Source organism: Solibacillus sp. iso_87, from assembly GCF_056173085.1.
Genome location: NZ_CM149656.1, coordinates 3,888,245 through 3,911,417, shown reverse-complemented (window position 1 = coordinate 3,911,417; position 23,173 = coordinate 3,888,245). Strand labels below are relative to the sequence as shown.

22 protein-coding genes and 2 riboswitches are annotated in these 23,173 nt (G+C 35.8%); of the genes, 15 read left to right on the top strand and 7 right to left on the bottom strand.

From position 1 onward, the window contains the following. The first annotated feature begins 102 nt into the window (after positions 1–102). The 8 genes from AC0VXV_RS20010 to AC0VXV_RS19975 all read left to right on the top strand — a co-directional run bounded on the left by AC0VXV_RS20010 (position 103) and on the right by AC0VXV_RS19975 (position 5,809). Entirely contained in the window at positions 103–1,395 is a 1,293-nt protein-coding gene (locus tag AC0VXV_RS20010) for a S1C family serine protease (protein ID WP_475529810.1), read from the top strand. Between the two features lie 163 nt (positions 1,396–1,558). Further along, positions 1,559–1,723 carry a CxxH/CxxC protein gene (locus AC0VXV_RS20005; RefSeq protein WP_079523607.1) on the top strand — a complete coding sequence of 55 codons (165 nt, stop codon included), beginning with the start codon at positions 1,559–1,561 and terminating at the stop codon, positions 1,721–1,723. Between the two features lie 90 nt (positions 1,724–1,813). Continuing rightward, a complete protein-coding gene (gene rlmH, locus AC0VXV_RS20000) occupies positions 1,814–2,293 on the top strand; it encodes a 23S rRNA (pseudouridine(1915)-N(3))-methyltransferase RlmH (protein ID WP_251691003.1) in 480 nt (159 codons plus the stop codon). 81 nt (positions 2,294–2,374) lie between these two features. Continuing rightward, a riboswitch (PreQ1 riboswitch) is annotated at positions 2,375–2,421 on the top strand. Between the two features lie 152 nt (positions 2,422–2,573). Further along, the gene (gene queD, locus AC0VXV_RS19995; protein ID WP_475529809.1) at positions 2,574–3,047 is read left to right on the top strand and encodes a 6-carboxytetrahydropterin synthase QueD; all 474 of its coding nucleotides are present in this window, start codon (positions 2,574–2,576) and stop codon (positions 3,045–3,047) included. Further along, positions 3,040–3,768: a 7-carboxy-7-deazaguanine synthase QueE gene (gene queE / locus AC0VXV_RS19990; protein WP_475529808.1), complete on the top strand. Its 729-nt coding sequence runs from the start codon at positions 3,040–3,042 to the stop codon at positions 3,766–3,768. Before queD ends, queE begins: the two co-directional genes overlap by 8 nt. Before the next feature lie 115 nt (positions 3,769–3,883). After that, a riboswitch (PreQ1 riboswitch) is annotated at positions 3,884–3,930 on the top strand. A 121-nt stretch (positions 3,931–4,051) separates the two neighbouring features. Next, complete coding sequence (gene queF / locus AC0VXV_RS19985) at positions 4,052–4,552, top strand: preQ(1) synthase (RefSeq protein ID WP_475529807.1); 501 nt, start codon at positions 4,052–4,054, stop codon at positions 4,550–4,552. A 42-nt stretch (positions 4,553–4,594) separates the two neighbouring features. Further along, positions 4,595–5,251 (top strand): 7-cyano-7-deazaguanine synthase QueC, encoded by a 657-nt coding sequence (gene queC, locus AC0VXV_RS19980; protein WP_475531505.1) that lies wholly within the window; start codon positions 4,595–4,597, stop codon positions 5,249–5,251. 9 nt (positions 5,252–5,260) lie between these two features. Next, on the top strand, positions 5,261–5,809 hold the full coding sequence (locus AC0VXV_RS19975) for a VUT family protein (RefSeq protein ID WP_475529806.1): 549 nt from the start codon (positions 5,261–5,263) through the stop codon (positions 5,807–5,809). Positions 5,810–6,018: 209 nt separating this feature from the next. Here the strand turns inward: AC0VXV_RS19975 and AC0VXV_RS19970 are convergent, their stop codons facing one another. Further along, positions 6,019–6,837, bottom strand: coding sequence for a dimethylarginine dimethylaminohydrolase family protein (locus AC0VXV_RS19970; protein ID WP_475531504.1), 819 nt, complete (start codon positions 6,835–6,837; stop codon positions 6,019–6,021). 239 nt (positions 6,838–7,076) lie between these two features. Between AC0VXV_RS19970 and AC0VXV_RS19965 the strand changes: the two genes are divergently transcribed. From AC0VXV_RS19965 to AC0VXV_RS19955, 3 genes are all read left to right on the top strand, one after another. After that, entirely contained in the window at positions 7,077–8,666 is a 1,590-nt protein-coding gene (locus AC0VXV_RS19965) for an ATP-binding protein (protein WP_475529805.1), read from the top strand. Between the two features lie 1,120 nt (positions 8,667–9,786). Beyond that, positions 9,787–10,089 (top strand): DUF4212 domain-containing protein, encoded by a 303-nt coding sequence (locus tag AC0VXV_RS19960; protein ID WP_475529804.1) that lies wholly within the window; start codon positions 9,787–9,789, stop codon positions 10,087–10,089. A gap of 16 nt (positions 10,090–10,105) precedes the next feature. Further along, a complete protein-coding gene (locus tag AC0VXV_RS19955; protein WP_475529803.1) occupies positions 10,106–11,773 on the top strand; it encodes a sodium:solute symporter family protein in 1,668 nt (555 codons plus the stop codon). Between the two features lie 169 nt (positions 11,774–11,942). Here AC0VXV_RS19955 and AC0VXV_RS19950 read toward each other — a convergent pair whose 3' ends face one another. The 4 genes from AC0VXV_RS19950 to AC0VXV_RS19935 all read right to left on the bottom strand — a co-directional run bounded on the left by AC0VXV_RS19950 (position 11,943) and on the right by AC0VXV_RS19935 (position 14,653). Then, the gene (locus tag AC0VXV_RS19950; protein WP_475529802.1) at positions 11,943–13,025 is read right to left on the bottom strand and encodes a DUF4179 domain-containing protein; all 1,083 of its coding nucleotides are present in this window, start codon (positions 13,023–13,025) and stop codon (positions 11,943–11,945) included. Beyond that, entirely contained in the window at positions 13,009–13,572 is a 564-nt protein-coding gene (locus AC0VXV_RS19945) for a sigma-70 family RNA polymerase sigma factor (protein WP_475529801.1), read from the bottom strand. The genes AC0VXV_RS19950 and AC0VXV_RS19945 overlap by 17 nt, the downstream gene beginning before the upstream one ends. A 186-nt stretch (positions 13,573–13,758) precedes the next feature. After that, the gene (locus AC0VXV_RS19940; protein ID WP_475529800.1) at positions 13,759–13,965 is read right to left on the bottom strand and encodes a hypothetical protein; all 207 of its coding nucleotides are present in this window, start codon (positions 13,963–13,965) and stop codon (positions 13,759–13,761) included. 34 nt (positions 13,966–13,999) lie between these two features. Next, positions 14,000–14,653 carry a TVP38/TMEM64 family protein gene (locus AC0VXV_RS19935; protein ID WP_475529799.1) on the bottom strand — a complete coding sequence of 218 codons (654 nt, stop codon included), beginning with the start codon at positions 14,651–14,653 and terminating at the stop codon, positions 14,000–14,002. 228 nt (positions 14,654–14,881) lie between these two features. On the opposite strand from AC0VXV_RS19935, the gene AC0VXV_RS19930 reads away from it, so the two are divergent. Together AC0VXV_RS19930 and AC0VXV_RS19925 are read left to right on the top strand one after the other, a co-directional pair. Next, on the top strand, positions 14,882–15,625 hold the full coding sequence (locus AC0VXV_RS19930; protein ID WP_475529798.1) for a DUF4230 domain-containing protein: 744 nt from the start codon (positions 14,882–14,884) through the stop codon (positions 15,623–15,625). A gap of 332 nt (positions 15,626–15,957) precedes the next feature. After that, positions 15,958–17,226: an OFA family MFS transporter gene (locus AC0VXV_RS19925; protein WP_475529797.1), complete on the top strand. Its 1,269-nt coding sequence runs from the start codon at positions 15,958–15,960 to the stop codon at positions 17,224–17,226. 116 nt (positions 17,227–17,342) lie between these two features. On the opposite strand, the gene AC0VXV_RS19920 is transcribed toward AC0VXV_RS19925, so the two are convergent. After that, positions 17,343–21,089, bottom strand: a complete 3,747-nt coding sequence (locus tag AC0VXV_RS19920) for a S8 family serine peptidase (RefSeq protein ID WP_475529796.1) — start codon at positions 21,087–21,089, stop codon at positions 17,343–17,345. 350 nt (positions 21,090–21,439) lie between these two features. Between AC0VXV_RS19920 and AC0VXV_RS19915 the strand changes: the two genes are divergently transcribed. Continuing rightward, a complete protein-coding gene (locus AC0VXV_RS19915; protein WP_475529795.1) occupies positions 21,440–21,664 on the top strand; it encodes a hypothetical protein in 225 nt (74 codons plus the stop codon). 144 nt (positions 21,665–21,808) lie between these two features. Here the strand turns inward: AC0VXV_RS19915 and AC0VXV_RS19910 are convergent, their stop codons facing one another. Continuing rightward, on the bottom strand, positions 21,809–22,396 hold the full coding sequence (locus AC0VXV_RS19910) for a hypothetical protein (RefSeq protein ID WP_475529794.1): 588 nt from the start codon (positions 22,394–22,396) through the stop codon (positions 21,809–21,811). 344 nt (positions 22,397–22,740) lie between these two features. On the opposite strand from AC0VXV_RS19910, the gene AC0VXV_RS19905 reads away from it, so the two are divergent. Next, complete coding sequence (locus AC0VXV_RS19905) at positions 22,741–23,163, top strand: organic hydroperoxide resistance protein (RefSeq protein ID WP_475529793.1); 423 nt, start codon at positions 22,741–22,743, stop codon at positions 23,161–23,163. The last annotated feature ends 10 nt before the right edge of the window (positions 23,164–23,173 follow it).

The window sequence follows — 23,173 nt, the reverse complement described above, 5'->3', positions numbered from 1 at the left end:
ATTTTATAAACAATTTTTAATTAGGTTTTATGTGATTTTCATCTAATTTTAATGTTAAGTGTGTATGCTAACAGTAAGAAGAGTAAAGAAAGGATGAGCGATATGGGATACTATCCTGAAGACGATAAGCAAGAAACTCAAAATGATCGTATTGCTGAGCTTGAGGCTCGTTTAAAAAGAGAAGAAGAAGAGAAAAAACAGCGGCAAAGTAGAAAAGATAAAAAAGGAGGCAGTAAAGGCGGATACTTTTTATCTGGTTTAAGCGGTGTTGTCGTTGGTGCTTTATTATTATGGCTCCTGCTCCCCTCGTTGGCAAATCAGCTACCAGGTGGTAATGAAGTTAACTCGGTTACAAATGATTCCCCAAACTCAACGATTAGCCAAACTGCAACAGAGGTGACAACTGATGTAACAAATGCGGTTGAAAAAGTATCGAGTGCCGTTGTTGGGATTACAAATATCCAAAATGTAGCACCAAACTTTTGGAATCAAAGTACGGGAGAAGCTCAAGCGGTAGGTAGCGGTTCAGGCGTTGTATATAAAAAGGAAGGGAACTTTGCCTTTATCGTAACGAACCACCATGTTGTGGATGGTGCAGAACAAATTGAAGTAACTTTAGATGATGGCGAGAAAGTAAAAGCAGAGCTTATCGGTTCTGATATTTGGACAGACTTGGCAATACTTTCAATACCAAGTGAAGGAATCGATACAGTAGCTAACTTTGGAAATTCGGATGTATTAAAACAAGGTGAAACGGTAATTGCCATCGGAAATCCATTAGGCTTAGATTTTTATGGTTCGGTAACAACAGGTGTAATTTCGGGGAAAGACCGCTCTGTACCTGTCGACTTAAATGAAGATGGTGCAGAAGACTGGTCAACGGAAGTATTACAGACTGATGCAGCAATCAACTCAGGGAACTCAGGCGGAGCTTTAGTGAATATTGCAGGTGAATTAATCGGTATAAATTCGATGAAAATTGCCCAGTCTTCAGTTGAGGGCTTAGGATTTGCGATTCCGATCAATTCAGCAATTCCAATTATTGAACAACTCGAAAAGCATGGGGAAGTACAACGCCCAACTATGGGAATTTCCTTAGTCGATTTAACGGAAGTACCGGCTTATTATCAACAGCAAACATTAAAATTACCTGAAGAAGTAACGAATGGTGTTGTCATTTCTCAAGTTGTAAGAGGTTCAGCTGCAGATAAAGCAGGTTTACAGCAATACGATGTCATTGTAGAAATGGATGGCGAAAAAATCGAAAATGCAATTGAGCTTCGTAAACATTTATATAATCAAAAATCTATTGGCGATACATTAAAAATTAAAGTATATCGCAACGGTAAAATAGTAGAGGCTAATTTAGAGTTAGTGGAAAATGCACAATTGTAAATGTGGATAACTTAATTAAAGAATGAAATTGTACACAACGGGTAGAGAAGAAAAAGGCTTGTCTTTTCTACTCGTTTTTTGTCTGTTACAATGGGTTGTGGATAACATTTCAAAAATTGTGAATAAGTTTGTGGAAATTTCAGAAAAGAAAGAAGGTTTAAAAATGAAGACGTACAGCTGTGAAACCCATATAGATCATGCGTTAGATATGCACGTGGCAGAAACAGAAAATTTCCCGATGATGGATTTGTTATCGGAAGAGGAAAAGTTATCAACAACTTGTTCTTACTGTGAACAGTCCGCAACATATGTTGTATCAAGTAAATAACTTTACACAATATATAGTTTTTATTTGTGGATATGTGCATAACTTTTGTGGATAACTTGTTTGTAAATGGAACGTAAAGGTGGATAAGTTGTGAATATTACTATCATCTCGGTTGGTAAGTTGAAAGAAAAGTATTTAAAAATGGGTATTGAGGAATATGTGAAGCGATTAGGCGGCTATGCGAAAATCGATTTAGTAGAAGTACCGGATGAGAAAGCACCTGAGCAGTTAAGTGAAGCTGATATGGAAATCGTCAAACGTAAAGAAGGTGACCGTATCCTTGCGAAAATCAATGACGGTACATATGTCATCGCATTGGCACTTGACGGTAAAATGAAAACGAGTGAAGAAATGGCCGCAGATTTAGAGGCGCTAATGACTTACGGGAAAAGCAAAGTCGCGTTTGTTATAGGCGGATCATTAGGATTGCATGCGGATGTACTTAATCGCGCGGATGAAAAACTGTGCTTCGGAAAAATGACGCTGCCTCACCAGTTGATGAAACTAGTGCTAGTAGAGCAGATTTACCGCAGTTTCAGAATTATTAAGGGTGAACCGTATCATAAGTAAGTGCGGTTTTAATTGGAATTACATTTGAAATCTTCTGGATACTTATATATTATAATCTTATACAATAATACCCGAAGTAAAACGGGAGAGGTTCATAGCTAATACCCTCTATAAAAAACTATGGAAACATGACAATTCGCCATGTCCATATAGGACATGGCTTTTTATGTTTTATTCATATGTTTTAATAGAACGATTCATAGCAACCTCTCTTGGAAAGTGTCGGAAACATTTTACGAGGGAGTTTTTTTATATTTATATGTGGAGGGGATTTTAACGTATGCCAGGTTTTAGAATTGTCGATAAGCTACAAAAAATGGATGTAGATATAAAAAGAAGTCAATTAAAGTATCATGCAAAACGGGTGCTTGTGAGTAAAGAGTTTACGTTTGACGCTGCGCACCATTTACATAACTATGAGGGAAAGTGTAAAAATTTACATGGACATACGTATCGTGTAATTTTAGGCTTGAGCGGCTATACGGATGATCGAGGGTTGATGATTGATTTTGGGGATATTAAGGAAATTTGGAAGCAACAAATCGAAACGCACTTGGACCATCATTATATCAATGAAACGCTACCACCGATGAATACAACAGCTGAAAATATCGTTGTTTGGATTTATGAAAAGTTACATGAAGCTTTGCAAAAGGAGCAACGTTATGATGGCACACGTGTAGAGTTTGTTAAGCTATATGAAACGCCTACGAGCTATGCTGAAGCAAGAAGGGAATGGATGGAAGTTGAGTAAAGTCCCTGTAATTGAGATTTTCGGTCCTACAGTTCAAGGTGAGGGTATGGTAATAGGTCAGAAGACGATGTTTGTACGCACAGCTGGATGCGATTATGCCTGTTCTTGGTGTGATTCGTCATTTACATGGGATGGCAGCGGCAAGCATTTAATCAAGCAAATGACAGCGGAGGATATATGGGCGGAGTTAAAACGTATTGGTGGAAACAGGTTTTCGTTTGTCACCATTTCAGGAGGAAATCCAGCACTTCTGTATAACTTAGGTGCACTGACTGCGATTTTTAAAAAAAACAATATAAAAATTGGGGTAGAGACGCAAGGAAGTAAATGGCAGGATTGGCTATACGATATCGATGAATTGACAATTTCACCAAAGCCACCTAGCTCAGGCATGACAACAGATTTTTTGATGCTGTCCCATATTTTAGAGAAGTTGAAAATTCAAAATGGGAATCAGCACGTGTCGCTAAAAATCGTCGTGTTTAATCAAGAGGATTATGAGTATGCCAAAGAAGTACATCGACGATACCCAGACACCCCATTTTATTTACAAGTCGGAAATGATGACATTACCTCTTTAGACACTGGACAATTAGCAAACTATCTATTGGCAAAGTATGAAATGCTCATTGATCAAGTGATGATGGATGAACAATTAAACGATGTTAAAGTACTTCCACAGCTGCATACTCTCATATGGGGAAATAAAAGAGGCGTGTAATTCAGGGCAGTAAAATGATAGGGAATGTTAAGTAAGCTCAAATTATTTTAGAAATATTAATTTACATATGCCAATATATATAATAGAATGAAAAATAATGAAATACCTGAGTTGTTCAGGAGAGGTTCATAGCTGATACCCTCTATAAAAAACTATGGATACATGTATATTACGCCATGTCCATATCGGATGTGGCTTTTTTTATGCCTCTAATAGTTTGTTTATAGTCGTTACAGTTAGCCCTCCTTGGAATACTACGGTATTAACTTAAGGAGGTTTTTTTATGTCTGGTCGTCACCAAACAGAAGGATTAGAGGATTTAACGTTATTAGGGAATCAAAATGTGAGTTACACATTTGCATATGCACCAGAAGTATTAGAGTCTGTTGACAATTTACATGTAAACCGTGATTATTTTGTGAAATTTAATTGCCCAGAGTTTACAAGTCTTTGTCCGATTACGCAGCAACCGGATTTTGCAACGATGTATATTTCATATATTCCAGATAAGAAAATTGTGGAAAGTAAGTCGTTAAAATTATATTTATTTAGTTTCCGCAACCACGGTGATTTCCACGAAGATTGTGTAAATATTATTATGAATGATTTGATTAAACTTTTAGATCCTCGCTATATTGAAGTATGGGGCAAGTTTACGCCACGTGGAGGTATTTCAATCGATCCATGGTGTAACTACGGTCGTCCAGGTACGAAATATGAAGAAATAGCAAACTATCGTTTAATGAATCATGATTTATATCCTGAAAAAATTGATAATCGATAATTTTTTTATTCGGTAAATTTTGCATGCAAAGTGAGGGGAAAAATAATGAAGCATGAAAAAGCCGTTGTTGTATTTAGTGGCGGGCAAGATAGTACAACGTGTTTGTTTTGGGCTTTAAAAAACTTTAAAGAGGTAGAAGTAGTAACTTTTGATTATGGACAACGACATGCACTAGAAATTGAATGCGCTAAACATATTGCACAGGAATTGAACGTACGACATCATATTTTAAATATGTCGCTTTTGAATCAGTTAGCACCGAATGCTTTAACGCGTGACGATATCGAAATAAATGAAGGAGAGGAAGGTGAGCTCCCATCTACATTTGTACCGGGTCGTAATTTAGTTTTTTTATCATTCGCAGGGATTTTAGCAAGCCAAATTGGCGCTAAGCATATTGTGACAGGTGTATGTGAAACCGATTTTAGTGGCTATCCAGATTGTCGCGATGCCTTTGTAAAATCATTAAATGTCACATTAAATTTATCAATGGATACATCATTTGTTATACATACGCCACTCATGTGGATCAATAAAGCAGAGACATGGGCTTTAGCGGATCAGCTAGGTGCGTTTGATTTTGTACGTCAAAAAACATTGACATGTTATAACGGAATAATAGCGGATGGATGCGGTGAGTGCCCGGCATGTAAACTTCGTCTGCAAGGAATGGAAGCTTATGCACAATCGTTAAGATAGGAGGATTTTATGAGTAGAGTTTTACTTTATTTAATATCAATTGTTACGGCAAATGTCGTAACAGCGAGATTTATGCCACTTGAATTTGGAATGTTTATTATACCGATGGGCTCATTCTTTATTGGTGCGACATTTATTTTCCGCGACATAGTTCAAAATAAATACGGCCGCAAAAAGACATATGCCTTTATCTTCTTAGCGTTAGTATTATCAGCAGTGGTGTCCTATTTATTGGGAGACACATTGGTCATCGTTGCAGCTTCAGCCTTGTCATTTTTAGTAGCAGAAACGACAGATACAGAAATTTATACACGTTTAAAATTACCGATGGCGTGGCGCGTATTTTATAGTGGAATTGTAGGAGGCTTGCTAGATTCGGTTATTTTTGTAGTTGTAGGATTAAGTCCAATTGGTGCAGGCTTTATACCTTGGGTAGCCGTCCCTGCAGCTATAGTTGGTCAAGTATTTGTAAAAATAGTCATGCAAATGATTGGCGCGGCTTTATTAGCGCAAGGTTTAGTGTATAAAGAAAGGCGTCTATCTAAAATGTCCACCTAATTAAGTAATAATATGTTAAAGCATTTTTTACCGCACTTAAATTAGTTAAGGTGAACCGTACCATAAGTAAGTGCGGTTTATAAATTTTGTGAAAGAAGCATATTCGCATCAAGTGAATATGCTTCTTTTTATACTTATGAAATTTGGTTTTCATTAATTGGAAGTGGTTTCCCGGTAGGTGCTACTGCAGATCCATTGTATATTTTTATTTATGCTTCTCGTAAGATAGGAAGGGTGCAGCAGCGGAACGAGCCGCCGGATTTAATAATTTCTGTAATATCCACTTCAATTACCTGAAAGCCCCGTTCACGAAGCTGTTTGTTGACATTAACATTAACTGGAAGACTTAATATCCGCTTATTGCCAATACTCAATACATTTGTACCTAATTGAAATTGCTCTTCTTCAGAAACTTCAATTAAATCATAACGTGCAGCAAAAAAATCAATTTCTTTTTGTGTTAAAGCATTTGAATAAATAAGTGCTACTTCAGGGGAAACGATATTAAATATACAATCTAAATGCAAGTATTTTTCTTTAAATGGAATAGGAATGACCTTAAAATTATTTAAAAGACGCTGTAATTGTTCAACAGCTTTTTCGTCCGTCCGATTACTGAGGCCCACGTAAATAGTATTCTGATCAATTACAACATCCCCGCCTTCAATTCGTTCCTCGATTAAATTATAATAGGAGATTTCTTCATCCTCCAGCCACTGCTTTAAAATGTTTTCCTCTCCTGAACGAATTTCTGTTGCCATTTTAGCAACAAAAATTGTTTGTCCTAGTGTAAAACCAACATCCCTTGTAAAGACCTGTTCAGGATATTTTTTATGATAAGGTAATAAAATAACATCGACGTTATTTTCCTGTAGAATTCTAACAAATTCAGCATGCTGCTCGAGTGCGCGTTCAATATGGATGCCTTCCTTCTTAAAATGCTCCTGTGTTTCATTAATTACCTCACGAATCGTCATATATTGAGGCTGACAAAGAATTACTCTTTTTAAAACATCGTATTCACTCATGCAAAAAGTCTTGAGATTTATGTTTGGGCGTTCTGTCACTTTTAGGCACTCCTATCATCGCTTTTTCAACTAGTTTTTCCGAAACGGTCATTATTATTACAAACGGACATACTGAAATTAAAGTCAATAGCATTTCTATTAATATATTTATAGTCACATATTCCTAAATGAACATGATATTCTTAATAGGGTTGAATGGGATAACTTACAAATAAATTGTAAATGGTGGCTTTAATAAAATGGAAACTAGAAATACATATATATATAATTCGCATCAAAGATGTCTTAATAGAAATATGGATCCTTATGAACTGCCGATTTCTGGAGAGAAATTGCCAAAAAGTGAGTTGGCACAAAGGAAGAAGATTCTTGATGATACCATTACCGTGGCAAGAAAATTTATGACGAAGTTAATAGCTGAACTAGATGGGACAGCTGTTTTAATCGTTATCACTGATCATGAAGGATACATTATAGAATTGTACGGAGATGAAATGATTAAGTGGCAAATTGAGTCGTTAGGGTTAACTCCGGGAATTAGATTAATAGAAGAAGAGGTCGGAACGAATTCCATTGAAATGGCATTAAAAATGGGGGAATCTGTGCAGCTCATTGGATTAGACCATTTCTTCCATAGTTTACATGAGAGTGCTTGTTTCTCTGTACCTTTTAATTCTTCAGGTAAGATAGGCGGGACTATATCAGTAATGATGGCCGCTCATCATGCAAGTTCTTTCCATTCAGGATTACTCAAATCTGCTGTAGATTCTATAGAACGTGAGGTTAAAGTAAAGCAGCAGAATAAGAAATTATTAGTCTTAAATCAAGTGTTAATGGAAAACAGTCGAAACGGGGTCATTATGGCCGATGATGACGGAAAAATAGTTGAAATAAATCCTTTTGCTGAGAATGTATTATCATGCAGTAAAGAAGAAATATGCAATCGCCCAATTACAGAAATAGCAGTAATCGGGGGGTACATGGAAAATGTTTTGAGAGATAGTGAAAAGTACGAAGATATTGAAGTATCTATATCCAATAAAACATATTTATTTGACACATTTCCAATTTATAATGAATCTAACCAAATAAATGGAGTATTTGGCCAGTTTAGAGATATTACAGAACGACTCGCATTAGAAAGACAAGTTATGCTAAGTGAGAAATTGTCAGCAATAGGAAAGATAAGTGCCGGACTTGCTCATGAGATTAGAAATCCTCTTACTTCAATCATTGGTTTATTAGAAGTCTTTAAGGAAAATCTAAAAACAGATAATGACAAGCAAAGAGAATATTTTAGAATTATCTTCAGTGAATTAGAAAGAATAAAAAATCTTATTCAGCAATTTGTGATGATGGCTAAACCGGATGAAAAAGAAGTCTCTAAATCCAGAGTAAGTATACATGAACTTATGGAAGATATTTTGACGTTAATGGAAAATGATTTTAGAAACAAAAATATAAAGGTTCTTTATCAGGCTTCTTTTAAGGATAAGATTAATATAGATAAAGATAAAATCAAGCAGGTATTTCTAAACATCCTACAAAATTCCTTTGATGCCATTGATTTTGACGGTAATATATCAATTTCTATCGATCAAAGTCATTCTGATAATGAAGTTGAAATTACCATCAGAGATGATGGGTCTGGAATGGATATAGATACGTTGGAAAAACTGTCTACTCCGTTTCACTCAACGAAAAAAGATGGGTTGGGACTGGGATTATCGATGAGTTACCATATTATAGAGTTGCATAGAGGAAGAATAAATGTAAAAAGTGAGAAGGGAAAAGGGACAATATTTACAATTTGGTTGCCGCAATCTTAAATAGATGCGGTTTTTGTAACTTTGTTTCATTGCGAATCTTTCTAAATATTACCCTTCAAAGTGTATGGTATTTTCGAATCTGTAAACATTGGATGTTTTAATTATTCATGTTTGCAAGGGGGAAAATATTTGGAATTGCAGAAAGAGGAGAAAATATAGGGAATTGTATAATCTTACGAAGGAGCCTCTTGAAAGAAAAAATCTTGCAATTCCTATACACGCAAATATTGTAACAAAATTAATTCAATCATTAATGATCAACCTTCTAGAAGAACAATGGGAACAAAAAAGACTTACTCCAACGAACGGTACTGTTTTATGTGTAGAAAATAGCGGGGATTGATAAAGAATTCCGATATTTATTGGTGTGTAAGAAAATAGATTTAAAAAAGCTTAGAGGATAGTAACTATTAATATCCTCTAAGCTTTTTAGTTTTAAATTAAATGGTTTGTTTATAAACTGTAAATTTGTTTCTGCAACAATTAAAAAGGCAGCATCTCACTTGGAGATGCTGCGGTAGAATTCTTTGTTCCTGAAGAACTCTAATGGGTTTGGCACCCAATAATGCTGATTTAATGATCTTAAATTAACATTTTCGATGTCAAAAGTATGATGGTCTTTTACTACAATTTCAATATAACATAGTAAACCGTCGAATCTTTAATAATTATGTATTCTGTGTTTAAGTTTATAAGACAAACCATATTCGATCAAAGAGAAAATAAAACATATCATAAGTTGTGCAATTTAAAAAATACCACCTAGAACGTTGATTTATCATCATACTAGGTGGTTTTAATTTTTAATGCTTGTCTGTTTTAGTAATCACTACTCAATTGATTTTTTTATTCTATAGTCGTTTTATCCTGGACCTTTTTAACATACATTAAAAAAAACTTGGAGATATAGGGGGAATTAGTTGCTTCTGTTCATTATTCTTTTCTCCATTTGCTGTCTTGCTTATGGACTAATCAAAAAACGTTTCATCGCACTCACCTTTCCTATAATAGGACTTATTATTTTAATGGTTGTTAAGGTGATTTTAGTACCGCTTCCTTTAAAGGAAACAATTCTTTTTATTTTTGATTTACGATAAAAATTTGAAGAAAGAAGGTCTAGATGAAAAAAATCGACAAAAAAGTTGCTGATGCCTATTTCCGTGAGAAAAATACGTACATGGCTATTTATTTTGCAATTTGGTTTTTAGTGTCTTTTGTTATGGTAGCGCTTGCAGACTCATTAACCGATGTTCAGTTTTTGGGATTCCCGTTCCACTATTTTATGGGGGCAATTGGAGCTTTGCTTACTTTCATTATTTTACTTTTTGTAAATGCGATTGTTGGGGACAAAATTGATAAAAAGTATGGGATCAGTGAAGCGCGAAATGAAGAAATTGGCGCAAACAATATGATTAATCACTAATGAGGGGAGGTAATTTATGGATACTCAATTTATAGTGTCAATGTTAATTATACTGGCTACATTTGCTTTATATATTTGGATTGCAGTTTATAATACTGCTAAACAAACATCGGACTTCTATGTTGCTGGTCGCGGGGTGCCACCAATTTTCAATGGGATGGCAATTGGGGCAGACTGGATGAGTGCAGCATCCTTTATCGGGATGGCTGGAACGATCATGTTACTTGGCTATGATGGATTGGCTTATATTATGGGTTGGACTGGCGGATATTTATTTTTAACGATATTACTTGCACCGCAGCTTCGTAAATTTGGTCGCTATACTGTGCCTGAATTTATCGGAGACCGTTTTAATAGTAAAGCAGCACTAATAATAGCAGCTATATGTACAATTATTATAAGCTTCACGTATTCAATCGGACAGCTATCAGGTTCTGGTGTAGTAATCGGACGTCTCTTTGAAATTGATGCGAAAATCGGAACACTAATCGGCGTTGTGCTAATTGCATTTTATGCTGCATTTGGTGGTATGAAAGGTATTACTTGGACTCAAGTAGCCCAATACGTAATTTTAATTATCGCATATTTAGTACCTGTTATTTTTATGTCATTCCATTTGACTAGTAATCCTTTACCATGGATTTCTTATGGTGAAATTTTAACGAAAATGGGTGAACTCGACCGGGAGCTCGGTATTTCTGAGTATTTTGCACCTTTTACGAATGGAACTAAGTGGCAGTTTTTAGCTCTTATGTTTACGTTAATGTGTGGTACAGCTGGACTTCCGCATGTAATCGTACGTTTTTATACAGTAGGTACTATGAAGGCGGCACGTTGGTCAGGTGCATGGGCATTAGTGTTTATCGGGCTTTTATATTTTAGTGCACCAGCTTATGCAGCTTTTGCTCGCTTTATTTTAATGACGGAAGTCGCTGGTAGAAAAATTGCTGAACTACCGGCTTGGACTCAATCATGGATTGATACAGGCAAATTAGGGATAGCCGATACGAATGGTGACGGTATTCTTCAATGGCTTGAACTGCAAATTGCCAACGATATTGTCGTAATGGCTACACCTGAAATTGCAAATCTAGGTGTATTTGTTATTGGACTTGTGGCAGCAGGCGCAATGGCAGCTGCGTTATCTACAGCTGGTGGTTTAATGATTTCTATTTCATCTTCATTTGCACACGATATTTATTACCGCATCATCAATCCACAAGCATCTGAACAAAAACGCCTGTTAATAGGACGTATTTCAATTGTTGTTGCAACACTATTAGCTGGGATTATTGCATTAAACCCGCCTGGTGCCATTACCCAAATTGTTGCATGGGCATTTGCGCTTGCAACAGGTACCTTCTTCCCTGCACTCGTTTTAGGTGTATGGTGGAAACGTGCTAATGCAAAAGGAACTATAGCAGGAATGCTTGTCGGCTTAGCGGTTACACTTATTTATATCTTTAGTGCGAAGTATGGTGGCTATACAGTATTAGGCATTATTGATACTGGTGCTGGTATTTTCGGAGCAATTGCTGCCTTCGCTACTAATATTATTGTTTCACTTTCAACACGGGCTCCTTCACAAGAACTTCAAGAGGCAGTTATAAACCTGCGTTATCCAGAACAAATGGTTTATAAAGACGGTGAAGTTTATTTAAATGACGGATCATCGAAAGAATAATAAATTGAGAGCGCAGTTCAATGTTCTATTACAAAATCACTAGAATTTTAAAAGCCAAAACGTAGAGTTTAACGTTTTGGCTTTTCTATTGGTTGCCTGCCTAATTTCAAGGGAGATCTAAGCCGGGTATTCATTTTAAATAGTAACTGGCTTGGACTTAGATGATATGTTACTTTTGAATTTCAATAATAATATCTCCAAGTTCGATTATTTCCTTTTTCAAATCGCTATCAGGATCTGCCCATTTAACGCCGTTTTCGTCGATTTCCGCCTCCATCAATTTGAATATAGGGGTGAATATTAAAGTTTTTGCATCCGGATGGAGTTTTTCATATGTGAATACATATTCCATAATTCCCTGCCCGTTTCCTGTACCGCCTGTTAGCCTTGATGTATACGTATTGCCTAAATCATCCTTTACATTTAAATCGGAAGAAATAACGTCCCATTTCTCTTTCAACATCTCATTATTTTCCGTTTCTGTATAATTGACGATAAAGGAAATCGGTGTGTATATAATTTCATTTATTTCAATACCTAGATCAGCTTTTTTTGATGCAGGTACTTCCACAATTTGAACTTTATTCTCAGTAGCTTTTGCATCTATTTCAAAATCCCAATTACCCTGAACTTTCTCTTTTGTATCCCGATTGGAAAGACTGCTAATGTGGAATTCGAAATTCGCCTGTTCCAATTGATTAGATAAGTGCAAAATCGCTGTTGTTAAGCCGGCATATTTGTTTGGTCCGACCTTTTCAATTATATGCTCCGTATGAAAGAGTACATGCTCACGACCATCCACTTTAAATGTAGTTTCTATGTCCGGATGCTCACCTAAATCTCTGTCTGTTTCAATATAATAGCCAACTAAAAACTTTTTACTATCAAATAAGCTTTCATTTACCGTAATTATTGTGCCATTGCTTTCTGCTACAAGATGCTGCTGATCCGCAAACTCCTCATAGCCTGAAATTATCTCATCCTTGGTCGAGAAGAGTTTGATAATACTGTTTACTATCGGAATTTCATGAGCAAAAGTTGTATAGGATAGGCCTATAAGTGATGCGGTGCCGATACCGAGCGATAGGCAAACAGCCGCAACTCCCTTCATCCAATTTCCGTTTTTTGTTTTGGATACATGAAATTTCAAATCTCTTTTAAACTGAGCCTTTTCAAATTCTGTTACATCAGCTTCTTCAAATTCATTTACATCAATGTCAATATCATTGAAGTGTTTAAACAGATTTTTCAATGGGCATACCCCCTAAATCTTTTTTAAGTTTTTTTCGGCCATGGTAAAGACGGTTATCTATTGCCGATTTTGTCATCTCCAACTGACGAGCAATTTCTTCTGTATCAAAATCTAGCAAGTACTTCATTATAAAAATTTTCTGATCGACGGGCTTTAAACTAGAGATGATTGCCTGAATGTCCTCCTGTTCTTCCAGGAAGGAATTTTCATACATCATGGATTCGGACTGTGTCATTTCTATGTTCAAAGAAGGGCTTTCTTTTTTCTTCATTTCCATGCGGTAATAATCGATTGCTTTATATTTAGCAATAACGCAAACCCATTTCTTAAAGTCAGCTGCATCCCCGTTAAAATTTTTTGCATTTTTCCAAATAGATAATAGAATATCGTTACAGCATTCCTTCGGGCTTTCATTAATGTCTAACGGACCTAAAATTTTTAAAACAACACCTTTTATTAATGGAAGATAGTGATCGATTACGTAATCAAGAGCGTTTTCTTTGCCGGCTTGAAGATAATTTATAAAATTTTGCTCATTAATCTTCATATCGTTCTCCTTTTTATAGTATTGTTACTGCAAAAGCTTTTACATTATATATAACGGCTGGAGATGAACTTTTTTCGCAAAAAAACCAAAAGAGTTAAAATATTGAAATATATATCGGACTGATCTAAAAGAAGTTAAATAAAAACGTTATTTTGCCCTAAATGCAAAATAACGTTTTTTAATGTGTTAGTTCTGTTGTTCTTTACCTTTTACCGGTTTGAAAATAGACAGTAAGGAAATAACTAAACCTGCAATACCAATTCCTAAAATTGTGTTGAAGGATGCACTTGCGTAGAATCCGCTACCGAAGTGGAAAATTTCTCGTAAACCTTCAGAAGCAAAGCGAATTGGTACCCAAGGACGGATGAATTTTACGAATAAACTTGGAAGCATTTCACAATAAAAAAGAAGGTATAACACCTTCTTTTTATATACTGCTTGTACGTCGCTTTTTGATGAATCGAACCGCAACGATAATGGCGGCAATTGCAATAATCACATAAAATAGTTGCCGATATTGCTGTGAGACAGAGACAATTCCATAAGAAATAGAGGCTAATACAAGCCCATAAATCATATTTCCAATTGTTGTAGCTGAGATAAAATACGATATTTTCATTTTGCTTAAGCCGGATACGATGTTAATTAAATTCGTAGGAAGGAATGGCAAAATACGCCCTGACAAAACAAATAGAAAGCCGTTTTTATTGATTTGCCGCTCATATTTTTTTAGTTTTTCTGAAGTAAATAAATTTGCGAAAAAGTAGCGAATGGAAAGGAAAATTGATGTACTTCCAATAACACTGCTGAATGTACTAAAAAAGTAACCACGCCAAAACCCAAACAATGCAATATTAATCGTGATGACTAAAATTAATGGGATAAATGTAAATAAATTTTGCAGGAACATTAATAATAGCATTATTAAAATAACGATAGTTAGATTGTTATGGGCAAGCTCTAAAATAAGCTGGGGTGACAAATCGGAAACAGAAATACCGCTTTTATAAAGTGCAAAGAATAAACCTGTTAAAATGGCTGTAAATAGAGCCCCTCGTATAAACAACGATTGTTTTTTCATATTGTAACCTCTCTTAGTATAATTCCATTCGATAGTTTAAATGTATTTAATGAAAATTGCTATTAACAAGATTTGAAAATTATGAAAAAGTATTACACATTCCCCGATATATCTCTTAGTCATCTTTTTTAATATTAATTAGGCTCTATAATTTGATATGATATTCAAGTATAAATATGGAATTTATAATTTAATTTTCCTCAACAACATAAAGGGAGGGGGAACGATATGAATAAAAAAGATGAAGCATTATCACAAATTGAACAAGTATTGAAGGAATTGAAAAAGGGTGAGGAAGAAAGTGCTGCCACCGCGGTTATAGGACAGCGCAGTGGAAACGCCAATATTTCCGGAGCAATATTTAAGGTTATATTTAAATTTTGGGGATTTAAGATTTTAATCATTGCATTGCTTCTTATCCTTTTTACATTTGGAGCTACTTGGTTATATTTCGGTAATACATTTGAAAAAGAAAGTACAGTATTTGTAGAACAGGTCCAGGAATTAGCAACGCTTGCAACAGCTGAAGCCCATATGAAAGTAATCATTGAGCAAGAGGATAATAAACTGTTTGGAAATGATATTTCGGTTAATTTACCAGGTACAAAAAGAGAGTTATTATTAATAGTCCCTGCTACAGTTATTGCGGGCGTTAATCTTAAAGAAGTAACATCAGAGGATATTAAAATCAATGAAGATGACAAAGAGTTAGAGATCGCCCTGCCCCGAGCAACACTTATACAGGACCCTGCTATTCAGATGGAAGATATCAAAACTTTCTCAGATGAAGGGTTATTCCGTGGTGAAGTGAAATGGGATGAAGGATTTGACCTGACAGCGGAAGCGCAGAAAAAAATCAAAGATGAGGCCATTGAAATAGGTTTGTTGGAATCAGCAGAAAAAAGTGCTGAGAAAGTTCTCGCAGGTTTTTACAGAAATCTAGGCTATAGTGTGAAAATAACGTTTAAATAGATTTTAATTTTATCCGTTTAAATAAGAGGATATATTTTGCTGCTTCAAAACAGTCTAATTAATATAATTAGGCTGTTTTTTATTTGCTTAAGTACAAAGTAATTTGAATAACTTATGAAACTTTTTCTATAAATTAAAAAATTATATTAAAATAAATATTCATTTATTATGAATATTATTATATAATCACTTTGTTAATGTTCGTGAAAATAAAATATTTGATCTAAAAATTATTATTTATTAATAATAATATAGTTAATATACGAACTATATTAATTTATTTATAATTAAAGTTCGTCTTTTAGATTAAATGAATAATGAGGAGTTTTAAAGTGGGGAAGTTTGAAAACAAGTGGATGCATGCGGTCATTCCAGCTTTATTGATTCACTGTAGTATTGGTACAGTTTATTGCTGGTCGTTGTTTAAGGGGGATATTGCTTCTTATATTGGAAAACCTGTCAGTGAAGTGGAATGGGCATTCAGTATAGCTATTTTTGTTCTTGGTATGTCTGCGGCTTTTGGCGGGAAATTTGTTGAAAAGAATATTCATAAGTCATCCTTGCTAGCGGCAATATTTTTTGTTGTAGGGATGGCAGCAACAGGTTTCTTTATCTATCAAAAATCATTGATGGGTATTTATATTTCTTATGGAGTTGTTATGGGGATTGGACTTGGAATTGGCTATTTAACACCTGTAAAAACACTGATGCTTTGGTTTAAAGAACAAAAGGGATTAGCAACGGGTCTTGCTGTTGCCGGCTTCGGCTTAGCAAAAGTTATTGCAAGTCCATTAATGGAAAAGTTACTCGGTAATCGAAATAGTGAAGGGATTTTAGTAAACCCTACAAATATCTATACCATGTTTTATATTTTAGCAGCGATCTATTTAATAATGATGGTTGTCGGACACTTAATTTTAAAGAAACCGGCTGGACATGAAGAAGAAAGTATTGAGATGCATAGCTTTAGTTATAGAAAAGTATTGACGAATAAGACGTTTATCGGCATTTGGCTAATGTTCTATATTAATATTACATGTGGTTTAGCGTTAATCTCACAAGAAAAAGGTATTTTAGCCTTCATTGGATTTGGAGCGATTGGTTTAGTTAGTTCGCTTACAGCCATTTTCAATGCAGGTGGACGAATTGCATTTTCTGCATGGGGGGATCGTTTAAAAGATCGTAACTCCATCTATAAAATTATTTTTATTTCTTCAATTAGCATTATTTTATGTACTGTTGTATTTGATGGGATAAATAATTCTATGGCAATCCTTATCATTGCTTTACTTTGTATAGTAAATGCAGGTTATGGTGGAGGATTCTCATCTTTACCGCCGCTGTTATCAGACCGATTTGGTATCGATAGTATTTCAACTGTGCATGGTTTAGCTTTATCTGCCTGGGCATTTGCAGGTTTGACAGGCAATCAGCTAAGTGCAATTATTTTGGAAAAGACACAATCCTATGACATGGTATTATACGTAATTGCAGCATTGTTCACGATTGCGACTTTAATTAGTATATTCGTTGTGAAACCTGAAAAAGTGAACTTAGAAAATGAAGAGTTTAATAAGAAAAAAGAAATAGTAATAGGATAAATTATGAAAGGGTGCTTTGATTAAAGGGCATCCTTTTTCTTAAGGATAAAAAAAGCTAAGTTTAAGCTCCATCGGGGATGGAGTCTTAAACTTAGCAATACTATCTAAAACATTAATTAAATTTCATATTCTGTAACTTCATTATTATTTTTAGGACCGTTGCCATTGCCATTGCCATTGCCATTGCCGTTGCCGTTGCCATTGCCATTACCGTTGCCGTTGCCATTACCGTTACCAGGCTTTACAACATTGACATCAAACGTAAGGGTATGCTCACCATATGTTACTGTAACAGAAGTAGTACCTTGGCCTTTTCCTTTTACAGTGCCTGCTTTAACAGTAGCAATCTTATCGTTCTCAACTTGGTAATTTGCAAGGTTTGTAACATCTTTCTCTGTTGTTTCACCGTTTAAAGTTGTTACTTCAGTAATTTTAACTGTAACTTCTTTACCGATTCTCGTTTCAACTTGAGCTTGGTCGATTTCAAGAGTTACAACTGGCTCTTCCACTACAGGGGCTTTAACTGTAACAGTTACTGTTGCTTCATTTTCGCCATGTGAAACAGAAATTGTCGTTGTGCCTTCCGCTACTGCAGTTACTAAACCATTTACAACTGTAGCTACATTTTCATCTGCTACAACATACGTAGCTTTTGAAGTTACGTCTTCTTCTGTTGCATCACCTTCAGCAGGTGTCGTTGTTTCTGTTACCGCAAGCTGTGCAGTTTCCCCAGCTGTCAGGTCTAGCTCAGTCGGATTTACAGAAAGAGTTACTACAGGTTCTCCTACTTCTTTTTCAAAGATAATCGCTTCGCCAACATTACCAGCAGCATCTGTAATAACTACTGTTACAGCATTTGTTTCTGCTGTTACCGGGAATGTGAAGCTGCCGTCCTGATTTAAATCGAATGCAACAGGTGCTTGTACTTCGCCTTTTACAGTCGCAACATATGAAGCTTTTAATTTATCATTTAAATTGTAGTCTAAACCGTATAAATATAATTCTTCATTGTAGTCGATATACTTATCTGTTACTTGTCCTGAAACAATACCTTCAGCCTCTGATCCTGTAATTTCCGGTTTTGTCGTTTTTACAACAATTGGTCCTACATAATCCGAAACTACTCCTGTAGCTGAAAGACCAGTAAAGTCGATTGTATATAGACCATCCGGAATCGTAGTTGCCGGTTCATCGCTCCATGGTTTATATTGTCCGCCAACATTCAGCGTATAAGATCCTTTTCCTAATGAAGAACCTGCATGCAGATAACCGATGTAGCCGTCTCCATATTCTCCACCTTCAGGATTCATAATATCCCAAAGCTCAATATAGTTCGTTGTAACATCACCAGTTAATGTGAATGAAAGCACACCTGAGTCTTTAATACCGTCACCGTTAAATGACAGGTCAGTTTCTGTGATTTTTAAATCTTTAATTTCAGCTGCTGCAGCGCTGCCGAAATCAGCCGCGAATGGCAATGAAGCTTCTGTAGATCCACCGTTAATGTGGATAAAACCTAAAATTTCAGAGCCGTTTGGTGCCACAGCTTGTGAAGCAGTTAATGTAATGTTTAAAAGCTGTTCACCAGCTAAAGTAAATGTTGGCTGATCAACTGTAACAGCTGCATCGCCAAATGTTTTAGTTACATCTACGGATACGTTGTAATTACCACCGTTTCCTTTAATGTCTTTTACTAATACTTGTTTCGTTACAGAAATGTTTCCGTCTTTCAATGATTGAGGACCAAAAGTAACAGTCCCTTTTTTGTTTTCTACAATTTCACCATTGCCGTCTAAAACTGCCGTATCAAGTGCATAAGCTAGAATTTCCGGGTGAGCTGCAGCATAAGCATTTACGCGTCCAGCACCTTGAGAGAACACATCATATTTTGCTGTATCCAATACTTTTGCTGTATTCGAAAGGGCTACTTTTACATCGAACGCATCCCAATCCGGATTTGCCTGTTTTACTAATGCTGCGATACCAGCAATATGTGGTGTAGCCATAGATGTTCCTGTTTTACGATCATATGCTTCATCGTAAACCGCATCAGGGAAGTCCGATTTATACATAGGAATCGTTGACATAATGTTTGTTCCAGGTGCTGTTACGTCTGGTTTAATATCAAAGTTCGGTGTAGAAGGTCCACGTGAACTAGAAGAATTTACATCATCTCCAGTTGTCGTAGTTGAAGCAAACTTGCCGAAGCTTACTTTACCTGTACCACTTGCCAACGCAGCACGAATTGCATTGCCGTCTGTTACTGACATATCGAATGTTGGCAGGAAATCAAAAGAGTCACCAAGGAATGTGCCTGAAATGTCCGGTGCATTTGTTCCGCCGGCAAAGTTATGGATAATTGTAGCCACTGCGCCGTTTGCTTTAGCATTTGCAATTTTATCAACAAATGCAATATTACCGCGGGAAATTAATGCGACTTTACCTTCAACATCAATTCCTTCAAAATCTTTTGCTTCCCCGTTTCCAGGAATCGCGACTAAATCAAACTCACCTTGAAGCTGTGTTGATAAGTTTTTACCAAAAGTTGTTCCCATTAAAGGAAGCTGTTTTGTAAAGTTGTAGTCACCTACTGTAATATTAACTTCCCCGTTATACATTGTTTCTGGATTTGTTGTGTTACCGACTGCAATCCCTAAGCGAGCAGTTGCAGGTGTGCCCATTGTTCCACGGTTTGGACCTGAGTTACCTGTTGCAACAACACCGATTGTTCCAGCCATCATTGCGTTATTGATCGCAAATGATCCTGCATCTGTTTCAGTGTTAGCACCACCGCCAAGTGAAAGGTTAATAACATCCATATCTTCTAAAACAGCTGTTTCAATTGCTTTAACAATACCTGATGTCGCACCGCTTCCGTATGCTCCAAGAACGCGGTAAGCATAAAGGTCTACTTTTGGAGCAATCCCTTTAATGCCGAATTCGTTAGCGCCTATTGCCGCAATTGTCCCGGCAACATGCGTACCATGAGAAGTATAGAACGAGCTTCCGTTTGCATTAAATTCAGGTGTTCCTGCTGGACGCTCTGATGGTAATGTTTCCGATGCATCGTCATCGGCACGAGGTTTAGAGTAAGTTGAAGAGTTCGGAATAAAGTTCTTCCCGCCTTTATAAATGCCGGCAAATTCAGGGTGATCTGCATCAATACCTGTATCAAGTACTGCCACTTTTATCCCTTGTCCTTCAATTCCTTCATTCCAAAGTTTTTCAATACCAAGGAAAGAAATACTTGTATTCATTTGGGCTTCCAATTGCCCATCTTTAATAAGTTCTGATGATTTTTTTGATTTTGGTGATTTAGTTGTAATCTCTTCTGAAGCGTATACCGTTGCATCCGGTTCAATTAAAGTGATTCCTTCTACTGAAAGCAGCTTTGGAATGTCATTTGCTCTAATTGTTGCTGCAAATCCGTTTAGTACCGTATCAAAAGTGTATCCTTGTGTCATTTGTACCTGTTTGGCAGTTAATTCTTTTTTTACTTTTGCCTGTTGTGCTTTTACATTTGAACGTACTTCATTTGCACGGGCATTAGAAAATTTTTTGCCTTTAACTTGGCTGATTCCTTGCTCTAATGCTACCGGTTTTTCTGATAAATGAACGATGACTGCTACCTCTTGATTACCTGAAATATTTTGCAGGCTTTCATGAAGGATTGGCCCATCTTTAGATAAGCTAAGCTGTTCAGCGATCGCTGCTTTTAGCTCTATGGTGCTCTCACTTTGCCCATCCTGCTTGAACAGTTTTGATTCTTCAGCACTTGCAGTCGAGAATGGAACTAATAAAGAGAGCACCATAACAAAAGCTAGAATACTGCTAAAGAATCTCGTAAACTTAAACTTTTTCAATTCTCATTTCCCCTTTGTATTAAATTTTCGCACTATTCAGTTTAATGCGGTATTACCAATTTATCACAATGGAATTTATCCGAATATCGAAATTTATATTTTTTCCAAAAGATTGATAAATAGTATCAGTTTGGAAAATATAAGTTAAATCTATCTTCCTAGTAAATTGGTAAAATAGTAGAACTTTCTTATGAGAAGTAAAAAAATGATGGACCTAAATCACTAATAGAGGAAATGAGATTGTATATATCTTTAATAAAAGGTAGGAAGAGTGGTTAAACTTTTAAATGGAAAGTATAAAGGTGAAAAGATTTTATACTTTTCAAATAAATAATCAATGGAGGATGGCTATGTCAAATATGGATTTTAAACGTAACAATGCAAAAGTAAGAGGCGTGCAAAGTGCGAATAAGCTAGAGGTAAATCAAAAACGTAAAAACTCCCAGCAAGAAGAGTTTGTATCAGAACTTGATTTTATTTTTAATGCAGATCCAGCAAAAGAAAACAATGTTCCTGCCAAAAGAAATAAAACAGGCATGAACGAGCCTGAAAGTGAACGAACTGCCTGGAACTAATTTATATTTGACATCTATTCAGCACATTGAGGTAAGAACTAAGGCTTAGGCCTTGGTTCTTTTTTATTGAAAGGTAATTTACATAGTGCAAATAGAACGGTTGTATCATTTAACAGTTGGTTCTACAATTAAGTAGCTACTGGTTCAGTCATGATTTTGTTTCTTTATTTTCTCCTCCGTTTCTTCAATCTCTTTCATGTATTCCTGGTATTCTTTCTCCACTTCAGATGTGGAAGGCAGGATATGTTCTTTTGATGAATTGATCCGTTGTCCATAGCGAATCATTTTATAAATTATCATCCCGTTATTCGGTTTTCCATTAAATGTGGTCATCGGAACAGCATCGAATAATACATAATAAAATGCATAAAAAACAAAGCGATCCCAAAATGTTTTATATTCCTCAATTACCCCGTTGGCAATTAGAAAATTGATTGTAAGACCGAATACAAGATTGATTAAAATTGGTCCGGAATAAATACTAATATAGGCAAATTTATTTTCATGCTTTAATTTGTCATACGAAAACCAGCTATAAAAATGATAGTATCTGCGAATATCGAACATACCAAACTTAAAAACTCTACGTCCAGATCCAATCGTTACTCTTGGTTCGAGTACTCCGAACAGCTTGCTGACAATTACGTAACCCATCTCCCTAAGAAATACGACAGCAGGCAAGATAATAAATGCAGAAATGACTAATGAAATGAGATCGGATATGCCAAACATATTACTATCCCCTCCCAACGAATACTTGTAAGTTGATACCCCTCATCAACAAATCAAAACATAAGCAATCGCTCTATTAACTACACTTACATTGCATTTCTTAAAGCTGTTGTTACGAAAAAAATAATATATAAAAATAGTAAATATACATAACTTCAGTCTGACAACCTCAGCTTCCAATCAGCTCTTCCCATCAAATATATTGACCTATAAAAACTTTTAAATGAATAATTTATTGCTCTCTAATAATGAATTTAACAATTAATTAACATAAAACACTTTTGAAAGAAGGAAAAAACGGGTAAGGATATGTTGTATCTAAAATTGAAAGGTGTGGAAGTGGAATGTCTGAAAAATTATTTACTGCTATTGCAACTGCTTCAGGAGGACGTGAAGGGAAAGTACAGTCGGATGATGGAGTAATTCAATTTGAAACAGCAATGCCAGGTACACCGCGATCGAAAAAAATTGAAAATGCAACAAATCCAGAACAATTATTTGCTGCAGGGTATGCTGCCTGTTTTGATAGTGCTCTTCAATTAACAGCAAGTAAAGCCCGTGTTAAATTCACGTCTGAAGTAACAGCTAATGTCAGCTTATTAAAAGATGAACAAGATCAAGGATTTAAGCTTGGTGTTGTGCTTCAGGTGAAAGGGACAGATATAGAGCGTGAACAGCTGGAAGAACTGGTGCATAAAGCGCATGAAGTATGCCCTTATTCAAAAGCAACAAGAGGCAATATTGAAGTGACGCTTGAAGTTATTTAAATAAGCTGCA